This window comes from Actinomadura opuntiae (genome assembly GCF_030283205.1).
GTDB lineage: Bacteria > Actinomycetota > Actinomycetes > Streptosporangiales > Streptosporangiaceae > Spirillospora.
Window position 1 is genome coordinate 211,751 of record NZ_JASNWF010000019.1, and the last position, 19,216, is coordinate 230,966.

The window sequence follows — 19,216 nt, forward strand, 5'->3', positions numbered from 1 at the left end:
CCCCGGTGTTCAGGTGAATGTCGGACCCGCATGGCAGGCTGGACGGACCGAAGGGAGCGCCCGACGATGACCGAGACCCTCGCGTTCGGCACGGTCGACACCGTGCTGGGGCGGCTGCTCGTGAGCGAGACCGAGACGGGGATCGTGTCGCTAGACTTCCGCGACACCCCCGCCGCGCGCGAGCGGGCCGCTCGCAAGACCGGACTGCCCGTCGTGGAGGCGCCCGGCCGGCTCGACCCGGCGCTCGCGGCGCTGCGCGACTACTTCGCCGGCGATCTGAAGACGTTCGAGCTGCCGATCGACTGGCGGCTGACGGGCGACGTCCAGCGGCAGGTGCTGACCACGCTGTACGAGACCGTCCCCTACGGGCGGACGATCACCTACGGCGAGCTCGGCGACCGCAGCGAGACCGGCGTCCACGCCCAGGTCATCGGCCAGGTGATGGGGAGCAACCCGATCCCGCTGATCGTCCCGTGCCACCGCGTCGTCGCCTCGAACGGGCTGGGCGGCTACAGCGGCGGCTCCGGCGTCGAGGTCAAGCGCTGGCTGCTCACCCTGGAGGGCTCCATCCCCGCCACCCTCGACTGGGACATCACCCGCGCCCCGTGATCTCCCGCCGCCGCGGCCCGACGAGCACGGCGGGGTCGAACGCGACCTCGAACGGCTCGGCGAGCCGCAGCGTCCGGCCCGCGCAGACGCGGTCGGCTTGGACGTACTCGCCGTCCTTGAGCACGAGCACCTCCACGCAGGGGGCGCCCTCACCGATCAGCTCGACGCGCAGGAACACCGGGATGCCCGCCGCCGCGTACATCCGCGGCTTGTCGGTGAAGTCCCGTCGGCGGTTGCTGCGTCCCGGGCTGACGACCTCGGCGACGAGGTGGATGTACTGGGGGTCGAGTGCGACCGTGCCGGCGAGCATGGTCTCGGCGTCGCCGACCACGACGTCCGGGATCGCACCCTCACCGGCACAGGGAACGTTGGCCCCCTCGGTGACCTCGAGGTCGTCCGGCGCGGCATCATCCAGTAGCCGGACAAGCCGCTTGGTGCAGATCTGGTGGTTGGTCGCGGCGAGGGGGCTCACGACATAACTCCCGTCGATCAGTTCGACGCGCTGCCCGCTCTCCGGCAGCGCCAGCCAGTCCTCGACGGTGAACCCATCACGATCAGGCATCGGCTCGGCAGGCAGTGCGAATGCCATGCCTCATCACCTCCATAGGCCCAGTGTGTCATGGGGGGTTCCGACGACCGCTCACACTGGGCGTTCACTTGATTACGTCGAGGAGTCGAACGTTAGCGACGCATGGCCCCGGCGTCAGACGAATCACGAAGGTGGGGACGAGCGGCGGGGAAGGCGCCGGCCGGGTTAGGCGGGGGTGGGGGTGTAGGTGACGCCGGTGAGGGATTCGGAGACCTGCCAGAGGCGGTCGCCGAGGCCGGGCTTGGCGGCCTGGGGCGGTGTGATGACCTTGACGGGGCTGCCCCGGAACTGCAGGAGGCGCGGGCCGTAGCAGGCGCCGCCCTCGACGTCCGGCGCCGTCGCGGCGTACAGGGACGGCAGGGCCCCGGCGGCGGCCGGCTGGGCGGCCACGGCGTTGGTGAGCACCATGGCCTTCTGCATGAACGTGTTGCCGGTCATCTTCGGACCGGCCTCCTGGAGGTTGGTGGCGGCGAACCCGGGGTGGGCGGCGACGCTGGTGAGCTCGGGGACGCGGCGGTCCAGCTCGCGGGCGAACACGAGGTTGGCGAGCTTGGCCTGGCCGTAGGCCGCCCACTTGCCGTAACGGCGCTCGCCCTGCAGGTCGTCGAAGCGGAACCGGCCGCTCCAGGCCACCCCGGACGTCACCGTGACGACCCGGGCGGACGCGGCGCCGCGCAGCGCGGGCAGCAGCAGGCCGGTGAGGGCGAAGTGCCCGAGGTGGTTGGTGCCGAACTGCATCTCGAAGCCGTCGGCGGTGGTGCGGCGCGGGAGCGCCATGACGCCCGCGTTGTTGACCAGGATGTCGAGCGGCGCGTCGCCGTACCGGGACGCGAACGCGCGCACCGACGCCAGGTCGGCGAGGTCGAGGGCGCCGAGGACGAGGTCGGCGCCGGGCACGGCGGCCCGGATCCGGTCGAAGGCGGCCTGGCCGCGTTCGGCGCTGCGGCAGGCCAGCACGACGGCCGCGCCGTGCCGGGCGAGCTGCAGCGCCGTGTGGTAGCCGATGCCGCTGTTGGCCCCGGTGACGATCGCCCGCCTGCCGTGCAGATCGGGAATGTCGGCCGCCGTCCACCCGCTCATGGGCACCTCCACGTCATATCGCGACCTCACAAGTTAGACGCGTCATGCAATAGCGACAACCCGTGTGGCGCGTTTCACAGCACCGGTCAGGCCGGGAGGTTCTTCTCGATGGCGGCGACGACGTCGGCGGACTCCGGCTCGGTCTGCGGGGCGAACCTGGCCGCGACCGCGCCGTCCGGGGCGATCAGGAACTTCTCGAAGTTCCACCGGATGTCGCCGGTGTGCCCCTCGGCGTCGGGGGCGCCGACGAGGCCCTCGTACAGCGTGTGCCGGCCGTCCCCGTTGACCTCGACCTTCTCGGTCATCGGGAAGGTGACCCCGTAGGTCGTCGAGCAGAACTCGGCGATCTCCTCCGAGCCGCCCGGCTCCTGGCCCATGAATTGGTTGCACGGCACGCCGAGGACGGTGAAGCCGCGCCCGGCGAACCGCTCCTGCAGCCGCTCCAGGCCGGCGTACTGCGGGGTCAGGCCGCACTTGGAGGCGACGTTGACGACGAGCACGGCCTTGCCCCGGTACTGCCCGAGGTCCGCGGACCCACCCTGCAGACCCTGGATCTCCACGTCAAAGAAAGACATGCGGCCGATACTAGGCGATCACCCCCGCCGCGGACCGCCGCACCGGCACCCGGACGCACCGGGTCACGGAGACAGGTCCAGGCTGGACACGAACGCGGCGACCTGGTCGCCGGCCCTGCCCAACTGGGTGAACGCGTTGTTGACGAAACCGGCCGCGTCCCGGGGTGAGCTCAGCAGGTAGAAGATGACGAAGGCGATGGCCACATAGCGGAGGTTCTTCTTCATCCGTACGCCGTCCCTGTAGTAGCGCAGCGACACATTGACCCGATCCAATGATGCCCGGCCGCGTCTTCTAGCAAAGCAGGATTTTACTGTGGCGTGACGGGCAGTGCTTGGTCACCGCGCGCGAAGCAGCCCCGTACCCGCCGCGGGCACGGGGCGCCGGAGCAGCGTCCGCTACGTGGAGATGGCGTTCATGAAGTGCGAGACCGATACGGCCGCATTCCCGAGCCCGCTCAGCGCGTTGTTGACCAGGCCGGCCGCCCCCTCCGGCTTGCTGATGACATACCACGCCACAAAAGCGAGCGAGGCAATCTTCAGATGTTTCTTGTTCACTTCAACCACCCTCTGCGGTCAGATGCCTACGGAGAGTAGTGCCCAGGGACGGCCGTCCGGAGATCAAGGGAAGGTAAAGACAAGGTCATGTCCGCTTGGCGCGGGCAGAAAACGGGCAGGTGGCGCGCACGCGTGCCGCGCAAAAGGCGCGGACGCGTGCCGTGGACGCGCGACTCAGCCGGCGCGGCCGGCGAGGTACTCGATGTAGAAGGGCCGGAGGGCGTCGGCGACCTCGCCCTCGCCCGCGTGCGTGAACTCGCCCAGCAGCGACAGCCCGTGGAACAGGTCGAACTCCGCGCGGTCGACATCCCCGGTGGCCGCGGCCGCCGCCGGGATGGCGCGCAGCAGATCCCACAGGAACCCGACGTCGCGGCGTTCCTTGGCCAGGTCCATCGCGCGGTCGTGGAGTTCCTTGGACGACAGCTTCGACAGCTCGTCCGCTTCTTCGCCCTCGGGGGTCACATCCGCCATGCCCCGACTCTAGCCAAGCCGGGGCGCGCCCTCACTTCTGGACGAGGTCGGACGGGATGGGCTGCCCCTCCTTGAGCGCGCCGAACAGCTGCGACGCCTTCGCCCTGTCCCAGGTGATGTAGGAGCCGACGGCCGGCGAGGACCCGGTGCCGCCGATCGGGACGGTCGTCGTCACGCCGCCCTTGCTGACACTGCGCATCGCCCACATCATCCGCATCAGGTCGTACAGGTGGTCGCCGTCGTCCACCAGGAAGTTACTGGTGGAGTGCAGCGCCAGCGGGATGCTGCGGAACGGGTTGAGCAGCGTCGTGGGGCTGCTCGCCTTCTTCATCAGCGCGCCGAAGAACTGCCGCTGGTGCTCGACCCGCTCCAGGTCGGCGCGGGCGAAGTGACGGGTCCGGACGTAGCCGAGCGCGTCGCTTCCCTTGAGGTTCTGGCAGCCGGCCTTGAGGTCGATGCCCGCCTTGGAGTCCTTGATGTTCTCCTTGACGCAGATGTTCACTCCGCCGACGGCGTCGACCACGCCCACGAACCCGTTGAACCCGATCTCGGCGTAGTGGTCGATGTGGATGCCGGTGCTCTTCTCCACCGTCTGCGCGAGCAGCTTGGGCCCGCCGAAGGCGAAGGCCGCGTTCAGCTTGTTCGATCCGTGCCCGGGGATCGGGACGTAGGAGTCGCGGGGCAGGCTGACGAGGGACGTGCCGCCCGCGCCGTAGTGCAGCAGCATCATCGAGTCGGTGCGCCGCCCGGCCGCGTAGCCGGTGTGGAGCTTCTTCTGGGCCGACTTGTCCAGGCCCTTGCGGCTGTCGGAGCCGACGATCAGCCAGTTGGTGCCGGGCGTGTCGGCGACGCGTCCCGCGTAGTCGGTCAGGACCGACTCCCGTTCCAGCCGCGAGTCCAGGTAGAAGTAGCCGCCGACGACCAGCAGCACCAGGACGACGGCGAGCACGCCGAGGATCCGGGGCCAGCGGCGCCGCCGGCGCCGCCGCACGGGCGGGCCGCCCGCCGGGCCGTCCGGGTACACCCGGCCCCCGGCGAGCTGGTCGCCGCCGTACGGATCGTCGTACGGGTCGCCGTAGCCCTCCCGCCCGTAGGCGGCGTGCGGGTGCTCCGCGCGTACGGAGCGTTGCCTGTCACGGGCCACGCCGTCGTCCTTCCTGCGTGTCCAGCCCTCGGGCCAGCCGTCGGTCATGCCGTAGACCTTAGACAAAGCGACGGCCTGCCGCGTCCATCCGGCGCATGATTGTCCACAGCTCCAAATCACCACGCTATGTGACATATGAAGCGGACAGTGTCCCCCTAAAGGCGCACACTGCCCTTCGGTAGTACATACGCGTGGAGGGCGGAGCATGGGTGCGGTACGGCGTTTCGCCGAAAAGATCCTGCCCATGGCGGGTAAGCGGCGCCGCCCGCCCGCGAAACGCGCGGACCCGAACGACCCGGTAGATCGCGAAATGCCGGAACTCTCGGCGCACGTCTGGCACGCCCGGGACGGCGAGCTGGCCGAGACCGGGATGGGCACCCTCGCGCGCAGGCTCCCGGCGGTGATCGCGCAGGCGTCCGGGCTGGCCTGGCGGGCCAGCCGCGCGGACACCGTCGCGACGGTGTCCCTCAACCTCGCGGCCGGGCTGTTCACCGCGTTCGGCCTGCTCGCCACCACCGGCGTGCTCACCGCGCTGTTCAGCGCCGGGCCGACGCCCGGCCGCGTCCGCGACGCGCTGCCGTCGCTGGCGCTCGTCGCGGGCTCGGTGGCGCTGCGGTCCGGGCTCCAGGCCGCCGCCGGCTGGTCCCAGGCCCGCTTGGAACCGCAGGTCCAGCGGTTGGTCGAGCTGCGGCTCTACGAGGCCACCACGGCCGCGCACCTGACCGCGCTCGACGACTCGAAGTTCCTGGACGACCTGCAGCGCGCCGAGACCCGCGGGATGAACGCCGCGCCCCAGGTCGTCCAGCACGCCGTGGACGTCCTCACCGGCACCGTCGGCATGGCCGCCGCCGCCGGCACCCTCGGCGTGCTGCACCCGCTGCTGCTCCCGCTGCTCCTGCTGACCGCCGTCCCGGAGGGGTGGGCGTCGGTGCGCCGCGCCCGGATGCGCTACGCGACGATGCTCGCGCTGGTCGGCGTGGCCCGCCGCAAGTGGATCCTGTCCGGCCTGATGACCGAGCGGCGGCACGCCGCCGAGGTCCGCGCGTTCACCATGCGGCCGTTCCTGCTCGCCGAGTACGACCGGTTCGCCGCCTACCAGCGCCGCGTCGAGCTCGGCCTGGCCCGCCGGCAGACCTTCGTGAAGATCACCGGGGACGTGCTGAAGGGCCTCGCGACCGCCGGCGTCTACGTCGCGCTCGGGCTGATGCTGTGGCAGGGCTGGGTGCCGCTCGCGGTCGCCGGCACGGCGGTGCTGGCGATCAGGAGCGGGCAGACGTCCCTGGCCAACCTCGTGTTCGCGGTGAACCAGTGCTACGAGGAGGGCCTGTACTTCGGCGACTACCTGGCCTTCTGCGACACCGCCGAGGCCAGGATCCCGCGCCGCTCCCTCCCCCCGCCGGACACCGCGTCGGACACCGGGTCGGACACCGCGTCGGACACTGTGCCGCGCCCGGCCCTGCCCGCCGCGTTCGACCGGATCCGGGTCCGCGACGTCACCTTCACCTACCCCGGCTCGGACTCCCCGTCACTGAGCGGCGTCTCGATGGAGGTGCGCCGCGGGGAGGTCGTCGCGCTCGTCGGCGAGAACGGATCCGGCAAGACGACCCTCTCCCGGATCATGGCCGGCCTCTACGACCCCGACGACGGCGAGGTCCTGTGGGACGACGTGCCCCTCACCGCCGTCCGGCCGCACGAGGTGTGGAGCCGCGTCGCCGTCATCGCCCAGGAGTACACCCACTGGCCGATGGCCGCCCGGGAGAACATCACCATGGGCCGCGGGCCCCGGCACCGCACCGGCGCCCCCGAGGACCCCGCCGTGCTCGCCGCCGCCCGCGCGTCCGGCGCCGAGGAGGTCGTCGCGGACCTCCCGCGCGGCTACGACACCCTCCTGGACCGCCGCTTCGAGGGCGGCGCCGAGCTGTCCGGCGGCCAGTGGCAGCGGCTCGCCGTGGCCCGCGGCTTCTACCGGGACGCGCCGCTGCTGATCTGCGACGAGCCCACCGCCAGCCTCGACGCCCGCGCCGAGCACCTGCTGTTCGACCGGATCCGCGACCACGCCGCCGGACGCACCGTCCTGCTCATCACCCACCGCCTCGCCAGCGTCCGCTTCGCCGACCGCATCTACGTCCTGGAACACGGCAAGGTCATCGAGGAGGGCGACCACGCCGCCCTCATGACCCAAGGCGGCCTCTACGCCGACCTCTACACCCTCCAGTCCCAGGCGTACTCCCTCTAGAGATACGGGCCGAATCTGTTGGGGTCGGTGTCGGTCGGGGGGGTCTCGGGGAGGTCCTCGGGGCGCAGGAGGCGGATCTCGGCGGGGTCGGTGGCGGCGGGGTCGGCGTCGTGGGCGGCGGTGATGCGCTGCGCCTGGCGGGAGATCGCGGCGTCCAGCAGGTTGCGGACGAGGCGGGCGTTGCCGAAGGAAGAGCCGCGCGGCTGGGCGGCGACCAGCCGGCGCAGCGCGGCGGGCACGCCGGCGGCGAGGGCGAAGCCGGCCGTCGCCGCCATCAGCTCGAAGATCGTGACCAGCTCGTCGTCGGAGTAGTCGGGGAAGCGCAGGATCTGCGGGAAGCGCGACTCCAGGCCCGGGTTGGACTTCAGGAAGCGCTCCATCTCCGCGTCGTAGCCGGCGACGATGACGACCAGGTCGGCGCGGTGCTCCTCCATGAGCCGCAGCAGCTCGGCGATCGCCTCGTGGCCGAAGTCGCGCTGGTCGCCGCCGCCCGCCGAGGTCAGCGCGTAGGCCTCGTCGATGAACAGCACGCCGCCGAGGGCGCGCTCGACCGCGGCGCGCACCCGCGGGGCGGTCTGCCCGATGAACTCGGCGACGAGGTCGGCGCGGGTCACCTCCACCAGGTGGCCGGACGACAGCAGCCCGAGCCGCGCGTACACGGCCGCGATCAGCCGGGCGATGGTCGTCTTCGCGGTGCCCGGGTTGCCCATGAACACCATGTGCCGGGTCGGGACGGTGAGCGGCACGCCCGCGTCGCGGCGCATCTGCTCGGCGCGGGCCTCGGCGACCAGCGCGTCCACCTGCCGCTTGACGTCCTTGAGGCCGATCAGCCGGCCGACCTCGCCGAGCGGGTCGGCCGAGACGTCCCCGCCGCCGCGGCCGAGGGCGTCGGGGACGTCCTCGGGCAGGATCTCGTCGAGCGACTCGGTCTCGTCGACGATGCCGTCGGCGAGCACGCGGCGGCCCTGCATCGCCACCGCCCGGTCCAGCAGGTGGATCATGATGCGGGCGTTGCCGAAGCCGTGGTCGCGCGGCGCGGCCTGGGCCAGCGCCCGGACCTTGTCGAGCACGCCCGGGGCCAGCGCGAACCCGCCGTCGGCGGCCTTGGCGGCGAAGACCTGCACCAGCTCGTCGTCGGTGAGGTCGGGGAAGGGGACGGTCCGGGGGAACAGCGCGGCGAGGTCGGCATGGGACTTCAGCAGCCCGTTCAGCTCCGCTTGCGGCCCGGTCAGCACCACCACCAGGTCGTCGGTGTGCGCCTGGACGGTGGCCAGCAGCACGTCCAGGACCTCGCGGCCGCGCGCGGCGTCCACGGCCGCCGCGACGAACGCGTGCGCGTCCCGGACGACCAGGACGCCGCCGAGCGCCTGCTCCACGGCGCGGCGCACCCGCAGCACGCTCTCGCTGGCGTACTCGCCGAGCAGGTCGGCGCGCTCGACCTCCACCATGTGCCCGGACGACAGGACGCCGAGCCCGGCGTAGATCCGGCCGAGGATCCGCGCGACCTTCGTCTTGCCGGTGCCGGGATTGCCGGTGAACACCAGGTTGCGCGGGCGGGCGGCGAGCGCCATGCCCGCCTCGCGGCGCAGCCGGGCCGCCTTGGCCTCGGCGACCAGCGCGTCCACCTCCCGCTTGACCGGCGCGATCCCGGCGCAGGCGGCCAGCTCGGCGAACGGGTCGGTCTCGGCGGGACGGCCCGGGATGAGCCGCTGCGGCAGGTCCGCGGCGGTGACCTCCGGCTCGCCGCCGTCGGCGCGGGCCCGCGCGGACGCGACGCACTGCGCCGCGGTGTGCTCGGCCAGCCGCGCGCCGCGCAGGTTCAGCAGCGGCGGCGTGCGGCTGAGCAGGACCCCGGCGGTCGCGGCGACCTCGGCCGGCACCGTGGCGCCGCGGGCCCGCACGGCCCGGGTGAACAGCTCGGCGAAGTCGCCGTCGGCGAAGTCGTGCGTGCGGGCCACGTCGAACGCCCGGACGAGCGCCGGGTTGGCGTCGAAGAGCCGCCGGTCGCCGCCCGTGCGGCACAGCGCGACGACGTCCAGGCGGGGCGAGCGGGCCATGAGCCGGCGCAGCTCCTCGACCGCGGCCGCGCCGCACCGCTCGTAGGTGACCAGCCGCTCCAGGTCGTCGACGATCAGCAGCATCCGCGCCTCGACGCAGTCGCGGACGCGGGCCTGCAGCCACAGGGCGGCGTCGCTGACGCTCAGCGAGGCGAACACCTGGTCGGAGACCCACAGCGCCTCGCGCACGGCGCCGCCCGCGGCCAGCCGCCGTTCCAGCAGCTCGGCGGCGGTGCCCTTGCCGGTGCCCTCCGGCCCGGCGATCAGCAGCCGGACGGGCCGCTCCCCCGCCAGCCGCGCCGCGAGCGCGTCCTGGACCGCGCCCGCAAGCTCGGGCTGGCCGACCAGGGCTTCGTCGGGGACTTCGGAGGGAGCGGGCGTTCCCTCCGCGCGCGTCTCCCCCGGCGCGTCCGGAGCGAGGGCGGTGACCAGCGGGTTGGCGACGCGGCGCGCCGCGAACAACCGCCGCAGGTCGGACTGGAACGGGCGGACCGGGACGCGGCAGCGCGGGCTCGTCGCCGCGTCCGGCAGGCCCTGCACCGCGCCGGTGATGCGGACCGCCATGTCCAGCCAGGCGCGCGCCGCGTCGGCCTCGCCGGCGACCAGCCCCCGCGCCAGCCACGAGCGCACGTCCTGCTGCCACGCCTCGACGGAGAACCCGCCCCGGACGGCGCGGAACCGCTCCTCCAGGGCCTGGTAGCGGTCGACGCCCAGCGCGACCGACAGCTCCGCGGGGACGGCCGTGGCCTCGGCCGCGAGCAGCACCTTGGCCAGCGCGGCGTCCGGGCCGTCGCCGTCCAGGACGGCCTCCGACAGCCGCGCGTGCGCCGCGTCCAGTCCCTCGCACGCCCAGCCGAGGTACCCGACGGGCCCGGCCAGCTCCGGCAGGACGGCCAGCTCCTCGTCGGTCAGGCCGGCGGCCCACAGCTCCTCCAGCCGGTCCTGCGGGGCGGTCAGGTCCAGCTCGCGCAGCTCCGGGTCGGCGGCCCGCCGGTCGAACAGGCCGATCAGCGCCCGGCGGCGCCGCTCGACGGGCTCCAGGCCGTCGAAGACGTCCAGCCCCTCCCGGGCCAGGGCCAGCATCACCGCGCGCAGCTCGCGGTCGTCACCGGCCGGCTCGGGCAGCCACAGGCCCGGCGGGCGCCACCGCCCGCCCTGGGTGAACCACGCGGCCGGCTCGCGGACGGCCGGCTCGGGCGTCGCGAGGAAGTCCGACAGCAGCTCGTAGTCGACGTCCCCGCGCGATCCGCCGCGCACCGCCGACGCGCCGAGCAGGAACGTCAGCAGCGACCACTGCTCGGCGCCCGCCGCGCTCGTCCCCTCCCCGTAGAAGTCGCTCAGCTGCCGCGACAGCAGCGCGGCCCGCGGGTCGGCGTTGTAGGCGACCGCCCGCTCCCGCATCCGCTCGAACAGCCCGTCGGGCACGCGCCACGGTCCGTGGGCGTACACGTCGAGCACGGGCTCCTCGGTGAGCAGCAGCTCGAGATGGTCCGGCAGCCGGGGGGAACGCACCTGGTCCTTCTCCTATGCGGCGGGTGGGGGACGTCACGTCTGGCAAGCACCCTACGACCCGGCGCTATCACGCACACCCCGTCGCGGCGGGTTGGCACACGGCCGCTCCTCGGCGATAGTTGTCATATGGAAAACGTCCACCGGCCCCCCGGCCCGGCGGGCGTCTGCCGACAGGAGGGGGAACCCCCCGGTGCCACCGCTTGAAGTGACCGCCCGCTCGCACGCCGGCCGCGCCGTCGTGCGGCTGCGCGGCGAGCTCGATATCGCCGGCTCGGACGAGCTGCGCCGGCGCCTGGACGCCGCCCGCCGCGAGCACGGCGACCACCTGATCCTCGACCTCGCGGAGCTGGATTTCATGGACTCCCAGGGACTGTCGGTCATCGTCGGCTGCTACAAGGCGGCCACGGCCGCCGGGGGCAGCCTGACCCTGGCCGGTCCCCGTCCCATCGTCCGCCGCACCCTGGAGATCACCGGCCTGAACCGCCGCATCCCCGTCCAGGCGACGCTGGAGGCGGCGCTGTCGGGGGGCGAGCTGGCGGGCGGCCCCAACGCCGCCCGCGACATCGACCGGGGGGACGAGCCCCCCGACCCCCCGGTCGCGCGGCACGGATACGCGCGCCGCCTCCGCTAGCGCTCGTTCAGCTCCGTCAGCCCGGTCAGCTCCGTCAGGACGGGCCGCTTGGGGGCGCGGCCGTCGCCGGAGGAGCGGCCGGTGGCGCGGCGCCCGATCCACGGCAGGAGGTAGGTGCGGGCCCAGTGCAGGTCCTCGCGGCGGGAGGTGAGCCAGTCCGCCGGCTCCAGGGCCGGCCACGGCTCGCGCCAGTCGCCCTTCACCGGCACGCCGATGACGCCCGCGACGAACAGCGCCATGCGGCGGTGCCCCTCGGGCGACAGGTGCAGGCGGTCCTCGTACCAGGCGCGCGGGTCGTCGAAGACGCGCAGCGACCACAGGTCGACGACCGTGCAGCCGCGGCGGTCGGCGATGGCGCGCAGGTGCATGTTGTAGGTGGCGGCCTTGCCGCGGATGCGGGCGCCGGAGCGCAGCGCGCGGGTGTCGAACCCGGTGAAGACCACCACGCGGGCGCCGGTGGCGCGCAGCCGCCGAACGGCGTCGTCGAAGACGACCGCGAGCGCGTCGGGGTCGGCGCCGGGGCGGATCATGTCGTTGCCGCCCGCGCAGAACGTCACCAGGTCGGGCGCGAGCTCGACGGCCCGCGGGACCTGCTCGTCCACGATCTGCCGGACGAGCTTGCCGCGCACCGCAAGGTTGGCGTACCGCAGGCCGGGGCTGTGCTCGGCCAGATGCTCGGCGAGCCGGTCGGCCCAGCCGCGGAAGCGGTCGTTCTCGCCGGGGTAGGGATCGTTCAGGCCCTCGGTGAAGCTGTCGCCGATGGCCACGTACGTACGGATGTTCTCCAGTTCGTCCATCGCAAGCCCTGGCATTGGTTCAATGTCGGTCACGTCGGACAATCATGCATCGTGCACACAATCTACGCGACCGTAACCAACGCGACGCGGGTCGTCCGGGACGGGGCGGCCGGGGCGGGACGGGACGGCGGCGGGCCGGGTCCGGTGCCCGGCCCGGCGTCAGGTCCAGCTCGGGGACGCCGTGCCCAGCGGGCCGCCGGGGGCCGCGGGCGGCGCCGGCGCGCCGGCGGGAGCGGTGGAGTGCACCGACATCGCGTGCTGCACCAGCGTGATCAGCACCTGCTTGGTGGACTCGCGGCTGCGCGCGTCGCACTGCACGATCGGCACGTGCGCGCTGATCGACAGCGCCTCGCGGATGTCCTCGATCGCGTACTGGAACTCGCCGTGGAAGCCGTTCACGCCCACCACGAACGGCAGGCCGAGCTCCTCGAAGTAGTCGACCGCCGCGAAGCAGTCCTCCAGCCGCCGGGTGTCGACCAGCACCACCGCGCCGATCGCGCCGCGCACCAGGTCGTCCCACATGAACCAGAAGCGGTGCTGCCCGGGGGTCCCGAACAGGTACAGGATCAGCTCGCTGTCCAGCGACACGCGGCCGAAGTCCATCGCGACCGTGGTGGTCGTCTTGTCCGGGACGGCCGACAGGTCGTCCACGTCGGCGCTGGCCGCGGTCATGACCGCCTCGGTGGTGAGCGGCATGATCTCCGAGACCGACCCCACGAAGGTGGTCTTGCCGACGCCGAACCCGCCGCCGACGACGATCTTCACCGAGGTCAGCTCGGCCTCGGGTCCGTGCGGCCCCGGGGGCGGGACCTGGTCAGAGCTTCCGAAGGCCACTGAGCACCCTTTCTAGCAAGCGGAGGTCCGGCTGGCCGCCGGCCGTCGTGGGGATCGACTGGTGCAGGCGCAGCAGCCCTTCCATGGCCATGTCCGCGACGAGCACCCGGGCCACCCCGAGCGGCATGCGCAGCAGCGCGGACACCTCGGCCACCGAGCGGGCCGAGCGGCACAGGTCCATGATCGCCCGGTACTCCGGGGTCAGCATGGACACATCGCGCGGCGGGTACGGCGCGGCGGTGACCAGGGCCTCGATGGCCAGGTCGTAGCGCGGCTTGGTGCGCCCGCCGGTCACCGCGTACGGGCGCACCAGCGAGCTGGTGTCGCCCTCGTCCCGCCCGGCCGGCCGGTCCTGCACCGAGCGCGGCTCACCGGGCCAGCGCCCGGGACCTCCCGGACCGGCTCCGAAGGGACTGCCTCGATCCATGTCGCCGACCTCCGTCAGAGTCAGTCACGTCAAAAGCGGGCGGGTCCGGCGCCCATCTCGGTCACCGAGGGGCCGCCGTAGGGCTGCTGCTCCTGCGCGCGCAGCGCCGGGGTCAGCACCCGGCCCACCCGCTCCACCAGCAGCGTCATCTCGTACGCCACGAGCCCTAGGTCGCAGTCGGGCGCCGCCAGCACCGCGAACACCGAGCCGTTCGCGATCGACATGACGAACAGCAGCCCGCGGTCCATCTCCACGACCGTCTGGTTCACGCCGCCCGCGTCGAAGATCTTCGCCGCGCCCTGGGTCAGGCTCATCAACCCCGAGGCGATCGCCGAGAGCTGGTCCGCCCGCTCGGGCGGGAAGCCCGCCGAGTAGGCCATCGGCAATCCGTCGGAGGAGACCACGACGGCGTGCGCGACCTTCGCGACACGGTCCGCGAAGTTCGTCACCAACCAGTTGAGATCCTGCCCGCTCACCGGGTGCCTCCTGTCTCGCCGTCACCCTGTGACGGCACCTCACCTGACGTGCCCCCGCCCCGCGCCTCGTTGCGTCCCCGATGGACGCCGCGCTGCAGGCTCGCGAAACGGTTGCGCACGACGTCGGCCGACTGGCCGGACGACTGCTGGCCCTGGACGGGCGCGCCGGGGCGCGGCACCGGCTGCGTCCGTCCGGGGGCCGCCGGCGGCTGCGCCGCCGGCTGGGGCGGCCCGCCCGCGGGCGCGGCTGGCGTGCGGCCCACCGCCCCGGGGATGCGGTTCTTGCCGGGGACGCGCTTGGGCAGCCCGACCTGCGTGCGGCTGCCCGCGACGGGTTCGCGGGCGGCCTCGGCCGCGCGGAAGCCCTCGTCCGCCGGTGACTCCCAGCCCTTCACCGGGTCCTCGCCCACGTCCCCTCCCGTCCGGCGCTGGAACCATTCCGACTGCATCGCATCGAAGATCGGCGAACGCTCGGGCACACGCGGCCGCCGCTGCCCGGCGGGGGCGGACGGCGGCGCCTGCCGCGCCGCGGGAGCCGGCTGCTCGTAGCCGCTCCGCTCGTAGCCGCTCTGCTCGTAGCCGTTCGACTCGTAACCGTTCGGCTCGTAGCCGTTCTGCTCGTAGCCGTTCTGCTCGTAGCCGGACGGTTCGGCGGCGCGGTGGTGCTCCGGAACCGGGTCCCGGGGCGGCTGCGGCCGTCCCCCGCCGGGTCCGCGGCCGGGCGCCCCGTTGCGGGAGAGGTCGCCGTGCGGCCCGGTGTCCCCGGGGACCTGGTCGAGCGGGCCGGTCTCCCAGGGGATCTGCTGGCGCCGGGCGCCCGGCTCGGGCACCACGGGCTGGGCCTCGGGGACCACGGGCTGCGGCCCGGTGCGCCGGTCGGCCGGGTCGTGGAACCCGTTGGCCTCCGGCTGCTGGGCCCGCTCGCTCGGGGGCTCGAACACGTTGTCGCGCGGGCCGCCCTCGTGCTGCCGTCCGTGCAGCTGGGCGCCGGGACGGCGGACGGGCAGGTCGCGCGGCGGGACGGGCCGGTCGCCGGCGCGGTACGGGTCGTCCGGCGGCGGGGCGTCCGCGGGGCGGCGCGGCTCCGGCGGGACGGCCGGCAGCGGCCCGGTGTTCGGGAAGGCGGCGTGCGCGCCGGTGCCGGCGGCGTGCGCTCCCGAGCCGGCGGTGGGGGTCAGCGGCCCGGTCGACAGGGGCGACTGGGGTCCGGTGCCGTCGGGCGGGACGGGACCGCCCATCGCCGGCTGCGGCCCGGTGGCGCCGCGCAGCGGCCGCAGCGGCCCGGTGTGGCCGACCATCGGGTTGCCGCCGGTGCCCGTGCCGAACCCGGCGGCGGGACCGAAGTCGTCTTGCCGGAAAGCACCGCTCGCCCCGGTGGAGGGCGGCTCGGCCGCGGTCGTGGTGAGCGCGGTCAGCTGGCCGTGGCTGCCGGAGTCGCGGACGCCGAGGCCGCGCGCGCCGACGCCGACGCCGGCGGGCTCGCCCGGCGTGACGGCCGCGTCCGGCAGCACGACGAACGCGGTGAGCCCGCCGCCCTGCGCGGCCCGCAGCTCGACCCGGATGCCGTGCCGGACGGCCAGCCGGCCGACCACGAACAGGCCCATGCGCCGGGCGGCGGAGAAGTCGATGACCGGCGGGTTCGCCAGCCGCCAGTTCGCCTGCTCCAGCTCCTCCTGCGACATCCCGACGCCGTTGTCGGTGATCTGGAGCATCGAGCCGCCGCCGCTGAGCAGCTGCCCGGAGACGGTGACCTTGGTGTGCTCGGAGGAGAACACCAGGGCGTTCTCCACCAGCTCGGCCAGCAGGTGGACGAGGTCGTTGACGACGGGCCCGGCGACGGTCATGTCGCCCTGGACGCGCAGCGCCACCCGCTCGTACTGCTCGACCTCCGACAGCGAGGCGCGGACCACGTCGATCAGCGGGACGGGCTTGTTCCACCGGCGCGCCTGCTCCTGGCCGCCGAGGACCAGCAGGTTCTCGCAGTTGCGGCGCATGCGGGTGGCGAGGTGGTCGAGCCGGAACAGGCTGCCGAGCTGCTCCTCGTCGCGCTCGCTCTGCTCCAGCTCCTCGATCAGCCGCAGCTGCCGCTCGATCAGCGACTGGCTGCGCCGCGACAGGTTGACGAACATCGCGTTGATGTTGCCGCGCAGCACCGCCTCGTCGGCCGCGAGCCGGACCGCCTCGCGGTGGACCTCGTCGAAGGCGCGGGCGACCTGCCCGATCTCGTCGGTGGAGTCGATCTCGATGGGCGCGACCTCGATGCCGCCGGCGGCCGCCTCGGGGTCGCGCAGCCGGTCGACCAAGCCGGGCAGCCGGGTGCTGGCGACCTCCAGCGCGCCGGACTGCAGCCGGCGCAGCGGGCGCACCAGCGAGCGCGCCATCACGATGGTGATCAGCAGCACGATGAGCAGCAGGACGGCGACGAGCGCGGAGTCGAGGATCGTCGCGTTGCGCGCGGACGTGCCCTGCTCGTCGCTGTGCGCGCGGATGTCGGCGGCGAGCCGCTGCTCGACCTGGCGCATCTGGTCGACCATCGCGGTCATCGCCGTGCGCATCGTCTTGGCCGCGCGGGTGGAGCGCAGCGACCCGGGCAGCACCCCGGCGTTCGCGCTCGCCGCCGAGATCACGCGCTGCCGCACGTCGCGGGCCTGGTCGATCTTGGGGCCGACGACGGTGTCCTCGTACAGCTGGGTCTGCTCCAGGGACGCGGAGTCGCGGAAGGCGGCGAGCTCGCTGTCCTCCTGCGCGCGCGCCGCGGTGAGCTGGTTCAGCTCGTCGGTGACGAGCCCGCCCTCGCGCGCGCCGACGAGCAGGATGGCGCGCTCGCGGGAGACGGCCTCCTTGGCGCGGGCGAGCGCGCCGAGCGCACGGCTGGACTCCGCGAGCCGGTCGTCGGCGACGTTCTGGGAGATCCCGTCCAGGACGGCGATCATCTCCTGCGCGGAGTCGGTGTACTTCTGCAGCACGATGAAGGCCGGGACCTTGGTCCCGGTCACCAGCGAGCGCAGCGCCTTGACGCCGTCGAGCCGGCTCTCCACCGCGGTCGCGTCGCGGACGGCCTCGGCCCCGTAGGAGCCGCTGATGCGGGACGCGGCGGTCCGCACCGGCGCGACCTGCGCGTCGGTCCGCTGCTGCTGGGCCTGCAGCGCCTGCTGCATGGAGGCGGGGCGGCCGGCGGTGATGTACTCGACGGCCTCGTCGCGCTCGGCGGTGAACTCCTGGACGAACTGGGCGATGCCCTCGCCGAGCTCCGCCATGCGCTCGACGCGGCCGTAGCTCTGCGCCTTGCCGACCGAGTCGGAGATCCGCAGGCCGGCCAGCGCGACGGCGGCGAGCGTGGGCACCAGGATCAGCACGATCAGGCGCTGCGGCACCCGCCAGTTGCGCAGGCGCAGCCGCCCGCCCCGTCGCGGCGGGCCCTCTGGCCGTGCCGGCCGGTCCGACTGCGCCTCGACGTCACCAGGCCGAGCACGGTCGCGACCCACGTCGCTTGGTTGCATCCGCCGTCAACACCCTCTCCCTCACGATGCCGCACACTCCGTAGGCCCATCGGCGCGAAGGGTTAAAGCAACATCGTCTCCACCTCCGGCGCACGACATTGCAGCACATCCACGGATAGGCCGCAAAGGACCATAGGCGAGACGATAGAGACCAATGCGGCAATCGTAATTTCATGCCCAGATGTCCGTTTCCGCGAGTTCGCGATGTCACGCTCCGCACTCGGACGTTCGGCGACGTGCCGGTCACCCGCCGTAAGCTCACCTGCTCCCTCCGCACCGATCCCCCGCTCGGCCCGGCCTCCCCGTCCGGCGCCGCGCGACCCGATCACGCTCCGCATTCACTCGGCGATGGATTGTCACAACAAGCGCGAGAACCCCGTAAAACAAGGGGAATGCGGCGCCCCTCCGGCGCTTATTCGACGCGATATCGAACGCCATCCGGAAGGCCTACCGGACAGTAGGGCCGGTCGGCCGCGGGCCCGGCCGTCCCGGCGCCGCCCCCCGTCCCAGCAGCGGAGACGCCGCCGGCGCGCCATTGGCCACTGGACTTCGCCAGGACACAAGAGAGTCACGCAATTCGGAGCCAAACCCCCCAAGCCACCCAGTCCGCGATACTCTCCCGACGCACGTGATCTTCAGGCGCGGCGGGAGTGGTGGCTGCAGTCGTTCCCCCTGGCTCACATGCCCTGCTTTGCCCGACCCCTGCCGAAGCAACTTCCCCCTGTTGAGTTAAGGAGTGCCCATGCGGCAATCCAGACGTCTTTCCGCGCTGCTCAGCGCCCTCGCCCTGGTCGCGTCCCTCACCGCCGCCTGCGGAGGGTCGGACGACTCCGGCGGCGGCAACGGACTCGAGAAGAAGACCGTGACGGTCGCCGCCCTGCCGCTGGTGGACAGCGCCGCCGTCTACATCGCGCAGAAGGAGAAGCTCTTCCAGAAGGAGGGGCTGAACGTCAAGGTCAAGCCGATCGCGCAGAGCACCCTGGCGCTGCCCGCGCTGTCCAAGGGCGAGGTCGACGTCATCTCCGGCGCCAACTACGTCTCGTTCCTGCAGGCCAACGAGAAGGGCGCGCTCAAGCTGAGCATCCTGGCCGAGGGCACGACCATGACCTCGCACATGATGGACGTGCTGGTCATGCCCAAGTCCTCGATCAAGGCCCCCAAGGACCTGGAGGGCAAGAAGGTCGCGGTCAACATCCTGAACAACATCCAGTCGCTGACGCTGGACGCGATCCTCAAGGCCAACAACGTCGACCCGTCGAAGGTCAAGTACGTCCAGGTGCCGTTCCCGCAGATGGCCACCGCCCTGGAGAAGGGGCAGGTCGACGCCATCCACACCGTGGAGCCCTTCTCCTCCGACACCGAGAAGAAGCTCGGCGCGCGGGTGGCCGTCGACGGCGGCACCGAGCCGATCACCGACACCCCGATCAGCGGCTACGTCAGCACGCAGGACTTCGTCAAGAAGAACCCGAAGACCGCCGCGGCGTTCCAGCGCGCCATCATCGCCGCGCAGAAGATCGCGGCCGGCGACCGCAAGCGCGTCGAGGAGGTGCTGCCGAGCTACTCCAAGATCGACGCGCAGGTGGCCAAGGTGATCACCATGCCCGGCTACTCGACCTCGCTGAACGCCACGCGCATGCAGCGGATCGTCGACCTGATGAGCACCGAGAAGCTGCTCCAGCAGAAGCCGGACCTGAAGACGATCCTCTTCCAGCCGACGTCGTGA

The 19,216-nt window shown here is 72.9% G+C and carries 17 protein-coding genes; 4 read left to right on the forward strand and 13 right to left on the reverse strand.

Going from position 1 to position 19,216, the window contains the following annotated elements; genetic code table 11:
* Positions 1 to 66: 66 nt before the first annotated feature.
* Entirely contained in the window at positions 67 to 609 is a 543-nt protein-coding gene (locus tag QP089_RS35540) for a methylated-DNA--[protein]-cysteine S-methyltransferase (RefSeq protein ID WP_285917818.1), read from the forward strand.
* On the opposite strand, the gene QP089_RS35545 is transcribed toward QP089_RS35540, so the two are convergent.
* The 7 genes from QP089_RS35545 to QP089_RS35575 all read right to left on the reverse strand — a co-directional run bounded on the left by QP089_RS35545 (position 593) and on the right by QP089_RS35575 (position 5,071).
* Positions 593 to 1,198, reverse strand: coding sequence for a Uma2 family endonuclease (locus QP089_RS35545; RefSeq protein ID WP_285917819.1), 606 nt, complete (start codon positions 1,196 to 1,198; stop codon positions 593 to 595). The two genes, QP089_RS35540 and QP089_RS35545, sit on opposite strands and share 17 nt — an antisense overlap.
* Before the next feature lie 165 nt (positions 1,199 to 1,363).
* On the reverse strand, positions 1,364 to 2,278 hold the full coding sequence (locus QP089_RS35550) for an oxidoreductase (protein ID WP_285917821.1): 915 nt from the start codon (positions 2,276 to 2,278) through the stop codon (positions 1,364 to 1,366).
* Positions 2,279 to 2,364: 86 nt separating this feature from the next.
* Entirely contained in the window at positions 2,365 to 2,853 is a 489-nt protein-coding gene (locus tag QP089_RS35555) for a glutathione peroxidase (protein WP_285917823.1), read from the reverse strand.
* 63 nt (positions 2,854 to 2,916) lie between these two features.
* Entirely contained in the window at positions 2,917 to 3,078 is a 162-nt protein-coding gene (locus tag QP089_RS35560) for a hypothetical protein (RefSeq protein WP_285917825.1), read from the reverse strand.
* A gap of 171 nt (positions 3,079 to 3,249) precedes the next feature.
* Complete coding sequence (locus tag QP089_RS35565) at positions 3,250 to 3,408, reverse strand: hypothetical protein (RefSeq protein ID WP_285917826.1); 159 nt, start codon at positions 3,406 to 3,408, stop codon at positions 3,250 to 3,252.
* Between the two features lie 174 nt (positions 3,409 to 3,582).
* Positions 3,583 to 3,879, reverse strand: a complete 297-nt coding sequence (locus QP089_RS35570) for a hypothetical protein (RefSeq protein ID WP_285917827.1) — start codon at positions 3,877 to 3,879, stop codon at positions 3,583 to 3,585.
* A 31-nt stretch (positions 3,880 to 3,910) separates the two neighbouring features.
* Entirely contained in the window at positions 3,911 to 5,071 is a 1,161-nt protein-coding gene (locus tag QP089_RS35575; protein WP_285917828.1) for an LCP family protein, read from the reverse strand.
* Between the two features lie 262 nt (positions 5,072 to 5,333).
* Here QP089_RS35575 and QP089_RS35580 point away from each other — a divergent pair, with 262 nt between their 5' ends.
* On the forward strand, positions 5,334 to 7,259 hold the full coding sequence (locus QP089_RS35580) for an ABC transporter ATP-binding protein (protein WP_285917830.1): 1,926 nt from the start codon (positions 5,334 to 5,336) through the stop codon (positions 7,257 to 7,259).
* Here QP089_RS35580 and QP089_RS35585 read toward each other — a convergent pair.
* Entirely contained in the window at positions 7,256 to 10,828 is a 3,573-nt protein-coding gene (locus QP089_RS35585) for an AAA family ATPase (protein WP_285917832.1), read from the reverse strand. The two genes, QP089_RS35580 and QP089_RS35585, sit on opposite strands and share 4 nt — an antisense overlap.
* A gap of 190 nt (positions 10,829 to 11,018) precedes the next feature.
* Between QP089_RS35585 and QP089_RS35590 the strand changes: the two genes are divergently transcribed.
* A complete protein-coding gene (locus QP089_RS35590; protein ID WP_285917834.1) occupies positions 11,019 to 11,459 on the forward strand; it encodes an STAS domain-containing protein in 441 nt (146 codons plus the stop codon).
* Here the strand turns inward: QP089_RS35590 and QP089_RS35595 are convergent.
* From QP089_RS35595 to QP089_RS35615, 5 genes are all read right to left on the reverse strand, one after another.
* Entirely contained in the window at positions 11,456 to 12,271 is an 816-nt protein-coding gene (locus tag QP089_RS35595) for an SGNH/GDSL hydrolase family protein (RefSeq protein ID WP_285917836.1), read from the reverse strand. The two genes, QP089_RS35590 and QP089_RS35595, sit on opposite strands and share 4 nt — an antisense overlap.
* A 144-nt stretch (positions 12,272 to 12,415) precedes the next feature.
* Positions 12,416 to 13,030 (reverse strand): GTP-binding protein, encoded by a 615-nt coding sequence (locus QP089_RS35600; protein WP_285917857.1) that lies wholly within the window; start codon positions 13,028 to 13,030, stop codon positions 12,416 to 12,418.
* A 40-nt stretch (positions 13,031 to 13,070) separates the two neighbouring features.
* Positions 13,071 to 13,517, reverse strand: a complete 447-nt coding sequence (locus QP089_RS35605; RefSeq protein WP_285917838.1) for a DUF742 domain-containing protein — start codon at positions 13,515 to 13,517, stop codon at positions 13,071 to 13,073.
* Between the two features lie 29 nt (positions 13,518 to 13,546).
* Positions 13,547 to 13,993, reverse strand: coding sequence for a roadblock/LC7 domain-containing protein (locus tag QP089_RS35610; protein WP_285917839.1), 447 nt, complete (start codon positions 13,991 to 13,993; stop codon positions 13,547 to 13,549).
* Positions 13,990 to 17,367 carry a sensor histidine kinase gene (locus QP089_RS35615; protein ID WP_285917840.1) on the reverse strand — a complete coding sequence of 1,126 codons (3,378 nt, stop codon included), beginning with the start codon at positions 17,365 to 17,367 and terminating at the stop codon, positions 13,990 to 13,992. The genes QP089_RS35610 and QP089_RS35615 overlap by 4 nt, the downstream gene beginning before the upstream one ends.
* An 868-nt stretch (positions 17,368 to 18,235) precedes the next feature.
* Here QP089_RS35615 and QP089_RS35620 point away from each other — a divergent pair.
* Positions 18,236 to 19,216, forward strand: a complete 981-nt coding sequence (locus QP089_RS35620; RefSeq protein ID WP_285917841.1) for an ABC transporter substrate-binding protein — start codon at positions 18,236 to 18,238, stop codon at positions 19,214 to 19,216.